We start from the raw sequence: 13,389 nt of genomic DNA, 5'->3' as shown, positions 1-13,389 counted from the left end.
TGGGGCCTGCTTGCGGGCAGGCTTGCGCATGGCCACTATTGCCGGATGAAGGCGCTCCCGCAAGACGCGATCTATCGACCGTCCCCCCGCATCATGGCCCTGGCCGACTGGATCGGCGATCCGGTGCAGGCGGCGGACTTCCCCGAAACCCGCCTGCGCTGGCGCAACGACCGCGCGGCGGCGGAAATCGGGCTGGCAACGCTGGACGACGCGGCGTGGACGCGCGCGTTCGGGCGGTTCGAGCCCCTGCCCGACAACATGCCCGGACCGCTGGCCCTGCGTTATCACGGGCACCAGTTCCGCGTGTACAATCCCGAACTGGGCGACGGGCGCGGCTTCACGTTCGCGCAGATGCTAGACGGCTCGGACCGGCTGATGGATCTTGGCACCAAGGGTTCGGGCCAGACACCGTGGAGCCGGCGAGGCGACGGGCGGCTGACGCTGAAAGGCGCGGTGCGCGAGATCCTGGCGACGGAAATGCTCGGAGCGCTGGGCGTCAACACCAGCCGCACACTGTCGGTCATCGAGACCGGGGAATCGCTTTGGCGCGGCGACGAGCCCTCGCCCACCCGCTCGGCGGTTCTGGTCCGGCTGAGCCACGGTCACATCCGCATCGGCACCTTCCAGCGCCTTTCCGTGCTGGAGCTTGATGACGAAATGGCGCAGCTTGTCGCCTATTGCCTCGCCAATTTTCCCGGCAGCGCCTTTGCCGATGCGCCGCACCCGGCGGTGCGCTTCTACAACCAGGTGATCGAGCGCATGGCCGACATGGCCGCCAGCTACATGGTCGCCGGGTTCGTCCACGGCGTGCTCAATTCCGACAACATGAACGTGACGGGCGAAAGCTTCGACTATGGTCCGTGGCGCTGGCTGCCCACATGGGACCCGGGTTTCACCGCGGCCTATTTCGACCATGCCGGGCTCTATGCCTTCGGACGCCAACCCGAGGCGATCCACTGGAACTGCGGGCAGCTTGCGGTGGCGCTGCGCTCGCTGGTGGAAGCGCCGCCGCTGGTCGAGGCGCTGAACCGCTTCCCCGACCTCTACCAGCAGGCGATGGCGCGGCGCTGGTGCTGGCGCCTGGGCGTGGAGCCGCGCGGGATCGAGCAGGACACGGCGCTGATCGGTGCATGCGAGAAGGTCATGGTCAGCGAAAAGCTGGGGCCGGACGCATTCTTCTTTACGCATCGGGGCGGACGCGGCCCATTTGCCGACAGTTCCGATGGAGCGGCGCTGCGCGAGATGGTCGCACTGTACGAGGCCTCGCCAGACGACCATCCATACTGGTCGGACGAAGCACCGCAATCGCTGCTGATCGACGAGGTCGAGGCGATCTGGGAACCGATCGCGACCGGCGACGACTGGTCCGCGCTTCACGCCAAGGTCGCGGCACTGCGGCGCATGGGCGAGGCGCTGGGCCCTCGCCCGGAGCCATGGGGCCACGCAACTGCCTGAATTACGTGGGCTCTGGCCTGTTAGGTGAAACTCGTTTAATCCGTAACCATCGCAGGGCTGCGGCGCCTCGCCAGGAGCGGACGCCGTATCAACGACAAGAGAAAAGACAGGCATATTCGTGGCACGGGCCGAAATCGTTTCGCATGAACCCGCAACCGGCGCCGAAGTGTGGCGCGGCAAGGTTGGTGACGTCGAAGAGGTCGTGGCGCGGGCCCGCCGGGCCTGGCCTGCCTGGGCAGCGCAACCCCTGGCCACGCGCATCGAACTCGTCAGGCGCTTCGCCAACGAAGTGCGCAAGGACGCGGACAATCTGGCGACGATGATCTCGCGCGAGACGGGCAAGCCGCTATGGGAAGCCCGCACCGAAGTGGACAGCGTGGTCAACAAGGTCGAGATCTCGATCCGCGCCTATGCCGACCGCACATCCCAGCGAAAGCTCGACTCCGCACTCCAGGGCACCGCCGCGCTGCGGCACAAGCCGCATGGCGTGCTGGCGGTGCTGGGGCCGTACAATTTCCCCGCGCATCTGCCCAACGGCCACATCGTGCCCGCGCTGATCGCCGGTAACGCGGTGGTCTTCAAGCCTTCGGAAAAGACGCCGGCGACGGGCGAGATGCTGGCCCAGTGCTTCCATCGCGCGGGCATTCCGGCAGCCGTGGTGCAGGTCCTGATAGGCGGTCCGGAAGAGGGCCAGGCGCTGGTCGCGCATGACGGCATCGACGGCGTGCTGTTCACCGGCTCGGCCCACGCGGGCATCGCGATCAACCGCAAGCTCGCGTCGAACCCGGGCAAGATCGTGGCGCTGGAGATGGGCGGCAACAACCCCATCGTCGTCTGGGATACGCCCAAGATCGAGGACGCGGCCACGCTGATCGTCCAGTCGGCCTTCACCAGCGCCGGCCAGCGTTGCACGGCAGCACGCCGGTTGATCATCAAGGCCTCGATGTTCGACGAGGTGATCGACCACGTGAAGCGGCTTGCGGACCGCATCATCGTCGGCGCGCCGTTCGACGATCCGGCACCCTTCATGGGCCCGGTGATCGACAATCGCACCGCCGACGGGCTGACCGAAAGCTTCGTCTACCTGCTGTCGTCGGGCGGGCGGCCAATCAAGCACATGGTCCGCCTGCAGGAAGACCGCCCGTTCCTTTCGCCAGCGATCATCGACGTGACCGCCGTTGCCGACCGGCCCGACGTGGAACTGTTCGGCCCCCTCCTGCAGGTCGTCAGGGTCGACGATTTCGACGAGGCCATCGCCGAGGCGAACAACACGCGCTTCGGGCTGTCGGCGTCGCTGATCGGCGGCGACCCGCAGGACTACAACCGGTTCTGGGCGAACATCCGCGCGGGCGTGGTCAACTGGAACCGGCCGACCAACGGCGCGTCATCGGCCGCACCGTTCGGCGGCGTCGGGTTGTCGGGCAATCATCGGCCCAGCGCCTATTACGCGGCGGACTATTGCGCCTATCCGGTCGCCTCGACCGAAGTCGATCAGCCGCGCGCCAGCATCGGCGTCGGCCTGCGTAGCGACTAGCGCGGCGAGTCCGGCAGGGGCGCGGCCGGATCGGCCGGGCCGCCGGGCATGATTGCAAGATTGCGCAGGTTCTGCTGGGTCAGGTCGGGATCGACCATCAACTGGCCCTGAAGCGCTTCCGCCATGACCGGGTCGAGCGGCGGATGCTCGGGCTCCGCGGGCGCAGAGCCGCAGCCTGACAAGGCCAGGCCAAGTGCCGTGACGATCAACCGTAGCCGGTACATGCCACGATCCGTAGCCGCGACCGGTTAAGAAAGCGCCCAGCCCCAAATGAAAAGGGAGCGCCCCGCAAGTGCGGAGCGCTCCCCAGCCGACCTTTCAGCGCGACCCGAAGGACGGTCAGTATCTCTTAGCGGCAGCGCGAGCCGCCACGGTCGACCTCGCGGCCGAGCAGCGCGCCACCGGCGGCGCCCAGGATCGCGCCGAGGGTACGGTCACCGTAATCGCCAGCGACCTCGCGGCCGAGCAGCGCACCGGCGGCACCGCCGATCAGAAGGCCCGTCGTGCCGTTCGAGCGGCGACAGTAATAGCGGCCGTCGTCACCGCGCCAGACACGGGTATTGCGGTAGACAGGCTCGCCATAATAACGGCGGTCGTTGCCGCGATAGTAGCCGCGGTCATAGCCCCGGCCGCCATAGTGGCGGTCGCCGTAGTAGCGGTCGCGGCGCCAGTCGCCACGGTCGCGGCCGTGTTCCCAACGCTCACCGTCCCAGCCTTCGTTCCACTGCGTGGCGACGGCGGTCGACTGGTGGGCCTGCGGAAGCACCGCGGCGGTCGCCGGCACAGCCGTGGCGACGGTGGAGGCGGCGACGAGGGCCAGGGCGGCGCTCTTGAGATTGATCATGGTCTTTCTCCTCATCTCGAAGACCGCTTCGTTCTTGTCGAATTGGGGTCCCGAATCTTTCGTTGGTTCAGGATTACGCCCGCCAACCTGAACGGAGAGCAACGTCGTCGTCAGATTCGCGTTTTGCGACAAGCCGTTGGCTGACGCCGTCGAAACGGTTGGACGACAAGGGGTTGGCGCTTTGGCGCAATGCTGGCAGGGGGCCGGGATGAACCATTCGTCGACCTTCCGGCGGGGCCTGACAGCCGCCGTTGCCGCCTATGTCGCCTGGGGACTACTGCCGCTCTACTTCCGCGCGCTGCACGACGTCCCACCTGTGGAGTTGATCGGCTGGCGAATCCTGTTCACGCTGCCCGTCTGCCTCGTCATCGTGGCCGCGCGTCGCCAGGGGCCGGACGTGCGCGCAGCCTTCGCCAATCCGCGTGTGCTGTTGCAACTCGCCATCAGTGCCGCGCTGATCGGGGCGAACTGGCTGATCTTCGTGATCGCCATCAACGAGGGCCACGTCCTAGCCACCAGCCTGGGCTACTACATCAATCCCCTGATCAACGTGCTCCTGGGCACGATGCTGCTGGGGGAACGTCTCTCGCGCGTGCAGTGGACTGCGGTCGGGCTGGCTGGCGCGGGCATCGCGCTGCTGCTGGCCGGAGCGCTCGATACGCTGATCGTGGCGATGTCGCTCGCCCTCACCTTTGCCTTCTACGGCTACGTCCGCAAGAAGGCGCCGGTCGGATCGGTTCCTGGACTTACGGTCGAAACCGCATTGCTGGCGCTTCCCGCGCTCGTCGTCGTGTGGATATGGGCGGGCTCGCCGGCAGGGTCGAGCATGGCGCCGGGCAGCCCTTCGGCGCTCCTGCTCGCTTTCTCGGGTGTGGCAACGGCCATTCCGCTGCTGCTGTTCGCCGTCGCGGCCCGGGCGCTGCCGCTTTCAACCCTGGGCTTCGTCCAGTTCATCGCGCCGACGATAAGCTTCACCCTCGGCCTGACGGTCTTCGGCGAGAGCCTCGATCCGGCAAGGCTCGGCTGCTTCGCGCTGATCTGGTCGGCCATCGCGCTCTATAGCTGGGACATGCTACGCCGCGCCCGGTCGGCCTGACGGTCAGGCCGCGGCGATTCGCCAGCCGAGCGTCTCACCGGCGTGGAAGGGCACGATTGCGGTGCCGTTGCAGTCGATCACCTCAGGCACCTCGATGGGCGCCCTTTCCAGCACGATGCGGTCCTCGTTCACCGGCATCCGGTAGAACGCGGGCCCGTTGAGCGAGGCAAAGGCCTCGAACCGGTCGAGCGCGCCTTCCTCGTCGAAGACCGTGACATAGCTTTCGAGCGCGAAGGGCGCGTTGAATATCCCCGCACAGCCGCATGCCGCTTCCTTCAGGTGCTTGGCATGAGGCGCGGTATCGGTTCCCAGGAACACCCGCGAAAAGCCCGAGGTGGCAAGCTTGCGCAGGGCAAGCCGGTGCTTCTCGCGCTTGGCGACCGGCAGGCAGAAGGCGTGCGGACGGATGCCGCCGACGAGCATGGCGTTGCGGTTGATGTGGAGATGCTGCGGCGTGATCGTCGCGGCGATGCTGTCGCCCGCGCCTTCCACGAACTGGGCCGCCTCCTCGGTCGTGATATGCTCGAAGACGATGCGAAGGGCCGGCATGTCGGCCACGAGGCGGGTCAGCGTCCGCTCGATGAACACGGCTTCGCGGTCGAAGATGTCGACATGGGAATCGGTCACCTCGCCGTGGATCAGCAGTGGCATCCCGATCTCCTGCATCTTCTCCAGCACCGGATAGATGTTGCGGATGTCGGTGACGCCGTGCGCGGAACCGGTCGTCGCATGGGCTGGATAGAGCTTGGCGGCGACGAACACGCCTTCGGCAAAGCCGCGCGCAACCTCTTCGATGTCGGTCGAATCGGTAAGGTACAGCGTCATCAGCGGCGTGAAGGCGCTACCCTGCGGCAGGGCGGCAAGGATGCGATCGCGATAGGCGGCAACGCCCGCAACGTCGGTCATCGGCGGCGAAAGGTTGGGCATGACGATGGCGCGGGCAAACTGCCGGGCGGTATAGGGAACGACGCCCCGCAGTACGTCGCGGTCGCGCAGGTGGACATGCCAGTCGTCGGGGCGGCGGATCGTCAGCGTCTCGGTCATGCCTTCCCCTTAGCGATGGTCCTGCCTATCTTCCACCCATGAACCACGTTCCCGGCACGCGCCTGTTCGACCGCGCCCTCGTGCGCCTTGCTCCCGAAGATCCGGCCGAGGATGTGGCTGCCTTCCTGCAAGGTCTCGTCACCAACGACGTGAAGGGAGTGTTGCCGGTCTGGACCGCTTTGCTCACCCCGCAAGGCAAGGTCCTGTTCGATTTCATCGTCTGGCCCGACGGCAAGGGCCTGCTGCTGGAATGCGAGGCATCGGCGGCGGATGCGCTTGCCAAGCGGCTGACGCTCTACCGCCTGCGCCGCAAGATCGCGATCTCGCGTGCGGACGACCTTGCCGCACACTGGGAAGACCACCCCGGCGACGGCGGCGCAAGCGACCCGCGCCTGCGCGCGCTCGGCCAGCGCTGGATCGCGCCGGTCAGCGACAACGACGTGGGCGTGGACATGGCCTATCGTGAACATCGCCTCAAGCTCGGCGTGCCGGAAGGGCGCGCGGAACTGGGCGATGGCGAAGTGCTCTGGCTGGAATGCAACGCCGCCGACCTCAACGGGGTCAGCTTCACCAAGGGCTGCTACGTCGGGCAGGAAAACACCGCCCGCATGAATTGGCGACAGAAGGTCAACCGACGGCTGATCGTGGTTCCGCTGGAACAGTCCGATCCTGCACGCCAGCGCATCGCCTATCCTGAACTGGGCCTGGCGGTCGATCATCGGCGGGTCGAGGATATCCCCCCCGCACTGGCCCCTTCCTGGATGGACCTCAGCCCTCCGGACTGACCTCGTCCCGCCTGAGCATACTTTCGACCAGCATCTGCTCTGCCCGGTCGCGCGCGGCATCGCGGGGCAGTTCCAGCGCCTGGGACAACGGCCCGCCCATCAGCGCATCGCCCAGCGCCATCAGCGTCAACGCAAGGGTCGTGCTGCGCTGGGTGTCCGAGCCGTATTCGTCGAGGTCGATCACGAGATCGTGGATGGTATCGACGATGGGATCGAGCGCGTCCTCGTTGCCGGACAGCAGCATCCACGATGCCAGCGCGCCCGCGCCCTCCTTGTCGAAGGCGTCAAAGGTGAGGTCAACCACGTCGCGCGGCGAACCGATGCCCGAACGGCTGGCGATGACCGCCTCGCGAATCGTGGCGCAGATCGTTTCGGCCAGGTGCTTGGCCAGCGCCTTCTGCAAGCCAGCGGCCGATCCGAAGTGATGCAGCAGGTTTGCATGGGTACGTCCGATGCGCCCCGCCACGGCCTTGAGCGTCACTGCCTGCGGCCCCGTCTCGACCAGCAGACCGCGCGCAGCCTCGAGGGCGGCCATCCGGCTTTCCTCAGGTGAGAGACGCTTTCTTATTGACATTGATGTAAGCAAGCCTAGATTGCGGCCCATGACAGCCATGACCCCTACTCTCGCACTAGAGCGCAGCGCCGCATCCGGCAAGGTTGCGCCGACGCCCGCCGATCTCAGCATCACGGTGCGCGACCGCCGCTTCGGTCGAAATTCGCCTCCGGGCAGGTGGTGGTTGGCGGGCGATCCCGTGGCGACGGCGTGGCACAACGCGCTTTCCGCCACGTTCCCGCGTGGCGAAGCCTTCTTCATCGAAGCGGTCAAGGCGCACCGCGAAGGCGCTTCGCCCAAGCTCGAGGCTGAAATCCGCGCCTTCGTGAAGCAGGAAATCAACCATACGCGCGAACATATCGCCTTCAACCGCGCGGCGGAGAACGCCGGCTACGACATCGCCCGGATCGACAAGCGGGTCGAGGAAATGCTCGCCCTGACCAAGGATCGCCCGGTGATCCTGAACCTTGCGGCGACCATGGCGCTCGAACATTATACCGCGATGATGGCGCACGAATTCCTCGCCAACCCGGCACATTTCGCCGGCGCAGAGCAGGAAGCGGCCGACATGTGGCGCTGGCACGCGATCGAGGAGATCGAGCACAAGGGCGTCGCCTATGACACCTGGCTTCATGCGACCCGCGACTGGAGCCGGTGGAAGCGCTGGAAGGTGAAGAGCCTGATGATGGTCGTCGTCACCAAGAACTTCATCACCCACCGCGTCGAGGATACGCTCGACCTGCTGGCACAGGACGGGTTGACCGGGGCCAAGTGGAAGTGGCGCCTTGCCGCCTACCTGCTGTGGAAGCCCGGCGTGATCCGCCGCATCCTGCCCGCGTGGCTCGGCTACTTCCTGCCCGGCTTCCATCCGTGGAAGCACGACGATCGTGCGCTGATCGGCAAGGCTGACAGCGAGTTTACCGATGCGGTGATGCCGGGCTGACCATCCGGTCAGGCCTCCAGTCACCGCATCATCGTCACCGCGTCGCCGTCAGGCCGCCCGGCGCATCGGCTCGAAACCGCCGTCCTCGGGCCCGTCGCAATCCACCGGCGGGACGAGGTCGATGGCGTGGACGACGGTCGCGGCGGGTTGCAGGCGCGCGGCGCTCCTGCCCAGGCGGATTTCGCCCGTGGGCCGGAACCCCGTCTTTTCCATGACGCGGCCCGACGCCGGATTGTCGACGAAATGGCAAGCCATGACGCGGCGATGACCGAGCGTGCGGGCCAGCGAAAGCAGGCTGCGCACGGCTTCGGTGGCATAGCCGCGGCCCCAGTGCGCCCGCGCGATCCAGTAGCCGAGCTGTGCCTCGCCACGGTCGTCGAACAGGCCGACGCAGCCGATCAGGCGTGAGCCGTGCGCGCCGGGCAACGTCACGAAGAGCTGCGGGTGCCGTCCACCGTGTTGCGCGCCGACGAACGCCTTGGCGTCCTCGGGCGCATAAGGCCATGGCGCCCGCGCGAGGTTGCGGACGACCGCTTCGTCGTCGATCAGGGCGTGAAGTTCGGCCCAGTCCTCCGGCCAACCGGGCCGCAGGAACAGCCGTTCGCTGCGCATGAACATCGTTCGTCTCCTTCCTCGGCTCCTCTGCGCGCCAGCTAGAGCGAGCAAATGACAGCCGTATTGCGCCTTGCGCCAGGGCGATCCGTGATCGCGCTGGGCGCCCTTGCGCGGGGGCTTGCGGGGGAGGGAGACGTAAAAAGAGGGAGATGGGCGGGGCCCTCTCCCTCTATCGGCCAGCTTGCGAGTGCTGGCGGGGCCACCCCATCGGGATGGCCCTTTGAATGACCATCCGGTTATTCAGCCGCTTCGGCCATCATGTCGACCGACACGTACTTGCGGCCAAGCTTGCCGGCGTGGAAACGCACGCGACCTTCGGCCAGCGCAAACAGGGTGTGGTCCTTGCCCATGCCCACGTTCGCGCCCGGGTACACGCGGGTACCGCGCTGGCGGATGATGATGTTGCCGCCGACCACTTCCTGGCCGCCGAACTTCTTCACGCCGAGGCGGCGGCCTGCCGAGTCGCGACCGTTGCGCGACGAGCCGCCTGCTTTCTTGTGTGCCATCTCAGATTACTCCGAATTCTGTTCGCTTAGGCGACCGAGACGATGCGCAGCAGGGTCATCTGCTGGCGGTGACCGTTGCGGCGGCGATAGTTGTGGCGGCGACGCTTCTTGAAGACGATCACCTTCTCCGACTTCGCCTGAGCGATGATCTCGGCCGAAACCGTGACCTTCGCGGCGTCAGCCAGCGAATCGCCTTCACCGGCGAGAAGGACTTCACCGAGCGTGATCTTGTCGCCGGCTTCACCCGCCAGCTTCTCGACCGCGATCTTGTCTCCGGCGGCGACCCGATACTGCTTGCCGCCCGTGCGCACGATTGCGAACATGGTTCCTGCTATCCGTTCCAAATGCCGCGGTTGCCCGAGGCGATTCCACTGAGGCGCCCTACGCCTGCGAATCGCTGACAACGGGCAACACACCGTTTCCCCGCGGAAATGCGGGGTCCCGGAAAGAGTGGCGCGGATAATCCAAGCCCCGCCGCGTGTCAATGCGCTCTCGCCTGAATCTGGGCGATCGCGCTGCCGACTTGCGGGTTTGCCATCGCAAAGCTGGCAGCAAGGCCGCGCCATGCTATGGCCGGGGCATGGTCAAGCGCATTATCCGCATCGCCCTTGTTGCTGCAACGCTCGCTCCGGCTCTGCTGGCCGGTGGCTGCGCAGACAGGGACAAGTTCCCCTCGCTGGCCCGCCGCTCGGCGGAAGACGCCTATCGCGCCGCCCAGCTCCCCGCGCCGGTACCAGCCCCCTCGCAGGAAATGACCGCGGGCCTGACAGCAAGACTCGCTGCCTTGCGCGCTTCTGCCCGCGAGGCCCACGCCGGCTTCGAATCGAAGCGCGGTGCCGCAACCCGCGCGGTCGGCGCCGCAGCGGGCGCGGCAATGGGCACGGAAGCATGGTCGGTGGCCTCGGTTGCGCTCGCCGAACTCGAATCGGCACGCGCCCGCGCGGGCCTGCCCCTGGCCGAACTGGACCGGCTGGAAGCCGACGCAAGCAACCGCGCGGCCGGCGGTGCTCCTGCCGACCTGGAGGCGGTACATGCCGCGCGGGTCGAGGTGGAATCGCTTGTCGATACCGAAACGAAAGTCATCGACGGGCTGCTGTCCCAGCTTCGCGGCTGAAACGTCATTGAAGCGAATCAGGCCCGCCAGCGTGACAGGTCGTCGTGATCCTGCGCGCGCGGCTCAACCCAGTGCCAGCCCGCAGCGGTCTTCTCGCGCTTCCAGAACCAGCTCTCGCTCTTGAGGTGGTCCATCACGTAATCGGCCGCGGCAAAGGCATCGCGCCGATGGCGGGCTGCCGCGCAGACGAGCACGATCGGATCGCGCGGCTTCATCACACCGCTGCGGTGGACGATCAAAAGGCCCTCCAGCGGCCAGCGGCGTTCCGCGACCCGCGCCAGTTCCTCCATCCCCGGAAGTGTCATCGGCGCATAGTGCTGGAGTTCGAGGGCTTCGACCCCGCCGCCTTCGCGGACCTGACCGAGGAACGTGACGATCCCGCCCGCAGCCGGGTGCAGCGCATTGAACGCCGCGATTTCATCCGCCGGTTCGAACGCATCCAGAGCGAGCCGGACCCTGGCCATGTCAGCCTCCGCTGACCGGCGGGAGAAATGCGAGTTCATCCCCATCGCCGAGTACAACGCCGCCCATGTCGGTCAGCAACCTGCCGTTGAGCGCCATCCGCACCTTCTCGCCCAGAAGTTCGACCGCCAAGGCCGGATCAAGCGCCGCCAGTATCCGTTCGACCGGGCCTGCCTCCACCGCGAGTTCGCCCGTCCCCGCGACGTCTTCCAGCCGCCCCATGAAGACCAGCCTCGCCATCAGCCGCCCGTCGTCGACATGTGGCGAGACACGGCTGGGACGCCGCCCGGCCTGTCGATGACGAAGGAATGGCGCTCCTGCTTTTCGCCCATCGCCCGCGCGAAGCATTCGGCAAGCGCGCCGTCAGGGTCGTCGGAACGAAGCGCCGCGCGCAGGTCCACGCGCCCCTCGCCACCAAGGCACATGTAGAGTTGCCCCGTGGCCGTCACCCGCACCCTGTTGCAGCCGTCGCAGAAGTTGCCGGTAAGCGGGGTGATGAACCCCAGCCGCCCACCGGTCTCGGCAATGTCGACATAGCGGGCCGGACCGCCGCTGCGGGCATCGCTCGCCGTCAGCGTCCACCGGCTCTCGAGATTGCGGCGCACGGCGTCGAGCGGAAGGTAGTGGTCGAAGCGATCGCCCTCGACCTCGCCCAGCGGCATTACCTCGATCAGGGTCATGTCATGTCCCTGGCCATGCGCCCACTCGACCAGTGAGGGAATCTCGTCCTCGTTGATGCCCTTGAGCGCCACGGCATTGATCTTGACCCGCAGGCCGGCCTCGCGTGCGGCGGCGATGCCTTCGAGCACCTGCGGCAGAACGTCGCGGCGGGAAAGCCTGGCGAAAGCCTCGCGGTCGAGCGTGTCGAGCGAGACGTTGATCCGCCGAAGCCCCGCCGCCGCCAGGTCCCCGGCAAACTCCGCCAGGCGGGTGCCGTTGGTGGTCATGGTCAGTTCGTCGAGCCCGTCCCCGAGCTTGCGACCCAGCGCGCGCACGAGGTCCACCATGTCGCGCCGCACCAGCGGTTCGCCGCCGGTCAGGCGGATCTTGCGCACGCCTCGCGCGATGAAATGGAGCGAGAGGCGGTGCAGTTCCTCGAGGCTCAGCACTTCGGCCTTGGGCAGGAATTCCATCCTCTCGGGCATGCAGTACGCGCAGCGCAGGTCGCAGCGATCCGTCACCGACAGGCGGAGATAGGTGATCCGGCGGGCGAACCGGTCGATCAGGGGCGCGTCGGCAGAAGGCGGGGAAGCGTTCACTTCTCCAAGTATACGAAGTCACGGGGGTAGGATTCAAGGCTCGCGCCGGCATCGACGAACAAAGTCTGCCCCGTCACCGACCTGGCCGATGCGAGGAAGTGCACCGCGTCGGCAATCTCGTCCGCGCCGGGCAAGCGCCGCAGCGGCATGATCTCTTCCAGCCGGCGCCATTGTTCGGCATCGTAGTCCGCAGTGGGCAGGATCAGGCCCGGCGCAACGCCGTTCACGCGGACCCTGGGCGCCATCGCGCGGGCCAGCGTGCGCACCGAGGCGTGAAGCGCCTGCTTGGAGATCGTGTAGCTGATCTGGTCGGGCACGGGGTTGAGCACGCGCTGGTCGAGGATGTTGACGACCGAACCGTCACGGTCACCCAGCGCCTCGGCGAAAGCGCGCGTCAACAGCAGCGGCGCGAAGAGGTTCACGCGGAAATGCTGCTCAAGCTCTTCCGGGGTGATCGTCTCTACCCGGTCGTCGTGGAACAGCGAGGCCGAGTTGACCAGCAGCTCCGGCGATCGGCCCGCGGCGCCGACGACTTCGGCCAGCAGGCGCGCCGGAAAGTCCCTGTCGTCGAGATCGCCCGATACCGGAAAGACCGTCGCCCCCAGCCATTCGAGCTGAGCCTTGAACTCGGCATCGAACGAACGGTCGTGGTGGGCGTGAAGGGCAAGGTCCCAGCCCTCGCTCGCCAGCTTGCGAGCGATCGCGCCGCCAATCCGGCGCCAGCCGCCCGTGACCAGCGCGAGCGGGCGCGTCATCAGGTCCGGCGCTCCCGCTTAAGGGTAATGCCGATTTCCTCGCCGTTCTCGCTGATGGCCAGCTTCACGATCTTCACTTCCACCCACATCACCCTGTCATCCTGCAGGAACAGCGTTTCGCAGATGTGGTCTGCCACGGCCTCGATCAGCTTGAAATGCACCCCCTTGGGCAATCCCTCGGAGGCAGCGAACTTGAGATCCATGTAGTTCTTGCTGGCGGCAAGCGGGCAATCGGGCGTGTAGCGATCCTGGTGCGTGAGCCCGACCCGCATGGTGATGCGCAGCGGCTGGGGACGACCGGTCTCTTCCGAATAGATCCCCGTAAGGACATCGGTCTCGAGATTGGCGACTTCGAGGATCAGGCTGTCGGACATGGCTGTGGTCTTTGACATTGGCGCGCGGACGAGTCCATCGCGCCCGGGGG

General features: G+C 66.8%; 18 protein-coding genes. 6 read left to right on the top strand and 12 right to left on the bottom strand.

Annotated features, from left to right (window positions below; all coding sequences use genetic code 11):
- Positions 1–45: 45 nt before the first annotated feature.
- A complete protein-coding gene (locus SARO_RS04695) occupies positions 46–1,455 on the top strand; it encodes a protein adenylyltransferase SelO (protein WP_011444599.1) in 1,410 nt (469 codons plus the stop codon).
- A 118-nt stretch (positions 1,456–1,573) separates the two neighbouring features.
- Positions 1,574–2,989: a succinylglutamate-semialdehyde dehydrogenase gene (gene astD, locus SARO_RS04690; RefSeq protein WP_011444598.1), complete on the top strand. Its 1,416-nt coding sequence runs from the start codon at positions 1,574–1,576 to the stop codon at positions 2,987–2,989.
- Here the strand turns inward: astD and SARO_RS04685 are convergent.
- Both SARO_RS04685 and SARO_RS04680 read right to left on the bottom strand, forming a co-directional pair.
- Positions 2,986–3,213 carry a hypothetical protein gene (locus SARO_RS04685; RefSeq protein ID WP_011444597.1) on the bottom strand — a complete coding sequence of 76 codons (228 nt, stop codon included), beginning with the start codon at positions 3,211–3,213 and terminating at the stop codon, positions 2,986–2,988. The two genes, astD and SARO_RS04685, sit on opposite strands and share 4 nt — an antisense overlap.
- A gap of 125 nt (positions 3,214–3,338) precedes the next feature.
- Positions 3,339–3,833, bottom strand: a complete 495-nt coding sequence (locus SARO_RS04680; protein WP_011444596.1) for a glycine zipper 2TM domain-containing protein — start codon at positions 3,831–3,833, stop codon at positions 3,339–3,341.
- A 208-nt stretch (positions 3,834–4,041) separates the two neighbouring features.
- On the opposite strand from SARO_RS04680, the gene rarD reads away from it, so the two are divergent.
- Complete coding sequence (rarD, locus tag SARO_RS04675) at positions 4,042–4,929, top strand: EamA family transporter RarD (protein WP_011444595.1); 888 nt, start codon at positions 4,042–4,044, stop codon at positions 4,927–4,929.
- 3 nt (positions 4,930–4,932) lie between these two features.
- On the opposite strand, the gene pyrC is transcribed toward rarD, so the two are convergent.
- The gene (gene pyrC, locus SARO_RS04670; protein WP_011444594.1) at positions 4,933–5,973 is read right to left on the bottom strand and encodes a dihydroorotase; all 1,041 of its coding nucleotides are present in this window, start codon (positions 5,971–5,973) and stop codon (positions 4,933–4,935) included.
- 38 nt (positions 5,974–6,011) lie between these two features.
- Here pyrC and SARO_RS04665 point away from each other — a divergent pair, with 38 nt between their 5' ends.
- Positions 6,012–6,758, top strand: a complete 747-nt coding sequence (locus tag SARO_RS04665; RefSeq protein WP_011444593.1) for a YgfZ/GcvT domain-containing protein — start codon at positions 6,012–6,014, stop codon at positions 6,756–6,758.
- Here the strand turns inward: SARO_RS04665 and SARO_RS04660 are convergent.
- The gene (locus SARO_RS04660) at positions 6,742–7,332 is read right to left on the bottom strand and encodes a TetR/AcrR family transcriptional regulator (protein WP_011444592.1); all 591 of its coding nucleotides are present in this window, start codon (positions 7,330–7,332) and stop codon (positions 6,742–6,744) included. The genes SARO_RS04665 and SARO_RS04660 overlap by 17 nt on opposite strands.
- 37 nt (positions 7,333–7,369) lie before the next feature.
- Here SARO_RS04660 and SARO_RS04655 point away from each other — a divergent pair, with 37 nt between their 5' ends.
- Positions 7,370–8,254, top strand: a complete 885-nt coding sequence (locus tag SARO_RS04655) for a metal-dependent hydrolase (protein ID WP_011444591.1) — start codon at positions 7,370–7,372, stop codon at positions 8,252–8,254.
- A 48-nt stretch (positions 8,255–8,302) separates the two neighbouring features.
- On the opposite strand, the gene SARO_RS04650 is transcribed toward SARO_RS04655, so the two are convergent.
- From SARO_RS04650 to rplU, 3 genes are all read right to left on the bottom strand, one after another.
- Complete coding sequence (locus SARO_RS04650) at positions 8,303–8,872, bottom strand: GNAT family N-acetyltransferase (RefSeq protein WP_011444590.1); 570 nt, start codon at positions 8,870–8,872, stop codon at positions 8,303–8,305.
- Between the two features lie 233 nt (positions 8,873–9,105).
- Positions 9,106–9,375: a 50S ribosomal protein L27 gene (gene rpmA, locus SARO_RS04645; RefSeq protein ID WP_011444589.1), complete on the bottom strand. Its 270-nt coding sequence runs from the start codon at positions 9,373–9,375 to the stop codon at positions 9,106–9,108.
- 26 nt (positions 9,376–9,401) lie between these two features.
- Positions 9,402–9,698 carry a 50S ribosomal protein L21 gene (gene rplU / locus SARO_RS04640; RefSeq protein WP_011444588.1) on the bottom strand — a complete coding sequence of 99 codons (297 nt, stop codon included), beginning with the start codon at positions 9,696–9,698 and terminating at the stop codon, positions 9,402–9,404.
- Between the two features lie 257 nt (positions 9,699–9,955).
- Here rplU and SARO_RS20140 point away from each other — a divergent pair, with 257 nt between their 5' ends.
- Entirely contained in the window at positions 9,956–10,489 is a 534-nt protein-coding gene (locus SARO_RS20140; RefSeq protein ID WP_143004776.1) for a hypothetical protein, read from the top strand.
- A 17-nt stretch (positions 10,490–10,506) separates the two neighbouring features.
- Here the strand turns inward: SARO_RS20140 and SARO_RS04630 are convergent, their stop codons facing one another.
- The 5 genes from SARO_RS04630 to SARO_RS04610 are packed head-to-tail and all read right to left on the bottom strand — an operon-like array spanning position 10,507 to position 13,339.
- Entirely contained in the window at positions 10,507–10,953 is a 447-nt protein-coding gene (locus SARO_RS04630) for a molybdenum cofactor biosynthesis protein MoaE (protein ID WP_011444586.1), read from the bottom strand.
- 1 nt (position 10,954) lies between these two features.
- Complete coding sequence (locus SARO_RS04625; protein WP_011444585.1) at positions 10,955–11,191, bottom strand: MoaD/ThiS family protein; 237 nt, start codon at positions 11,189–11,191, stop codon at positions 10,955–10,957.
- Positions 11,191–12,210, bottom strand: coding sequence for a GTP 3',8-cyclase MoaA (gene moaA / locus SARO_RS04620; RefSeq protein ID WP_011444584.1), 1,020 nt, complete (start codon positions 12,208–12,210; stop codon positions 11,191–11,193). Before moaA ends, SARO_RS04625 begins: the two co-directional genes overlap by 1 nt.
- On the bottom strand, positions 12,207–12,965 hold the full coding sequence (locus SARO_RS04615; RefSeq protein ID WP_011444583.1) for an SDR family oxidoreductase: 759 nt from the start codon (positions 12,963–12,965) through the stop codon (positions 12,207–12,209). Before SARO_RS04615 ends, moaA begins: the two co-directional genes overlap by 4 nt.
- Positions 12,965–13,339 carry a dihydroneopterin aldolase gene (locus tag SARO_RS04610; RefSeq protein WP_041550144.1) on the bottom strand — a complete coding sequence of 125 codons (375 nt, stop codon included), beginning with the start codon at positions 13,337–13,339 and terminating at the stop codon, positions 12,965–12,967. Before SARO_RS04610 ends, SARO_RS04615 begins: the two co-directional genes overlap by 1 nt.
- Positions 13,340–13,389: the final 50 nt, after the last annotated feature.

The organism is Novosphingobium aromaticivorans DSM 12444, from assembly GCF_000013325.1.
Classification (GTDB): domain Bacteria; phylum Pseudomonadota; class Alphaproteobacteria; order Sphingomonadales; family Sphingomonadaceae; genus Novosphingobium; species Novosphingobium aromaticivorans.
The sequence above is the reverse complement of the archived record's forward strand: the minus strand, read 5'-3'. Positions and strand labels throughout refer to the sequence as shown.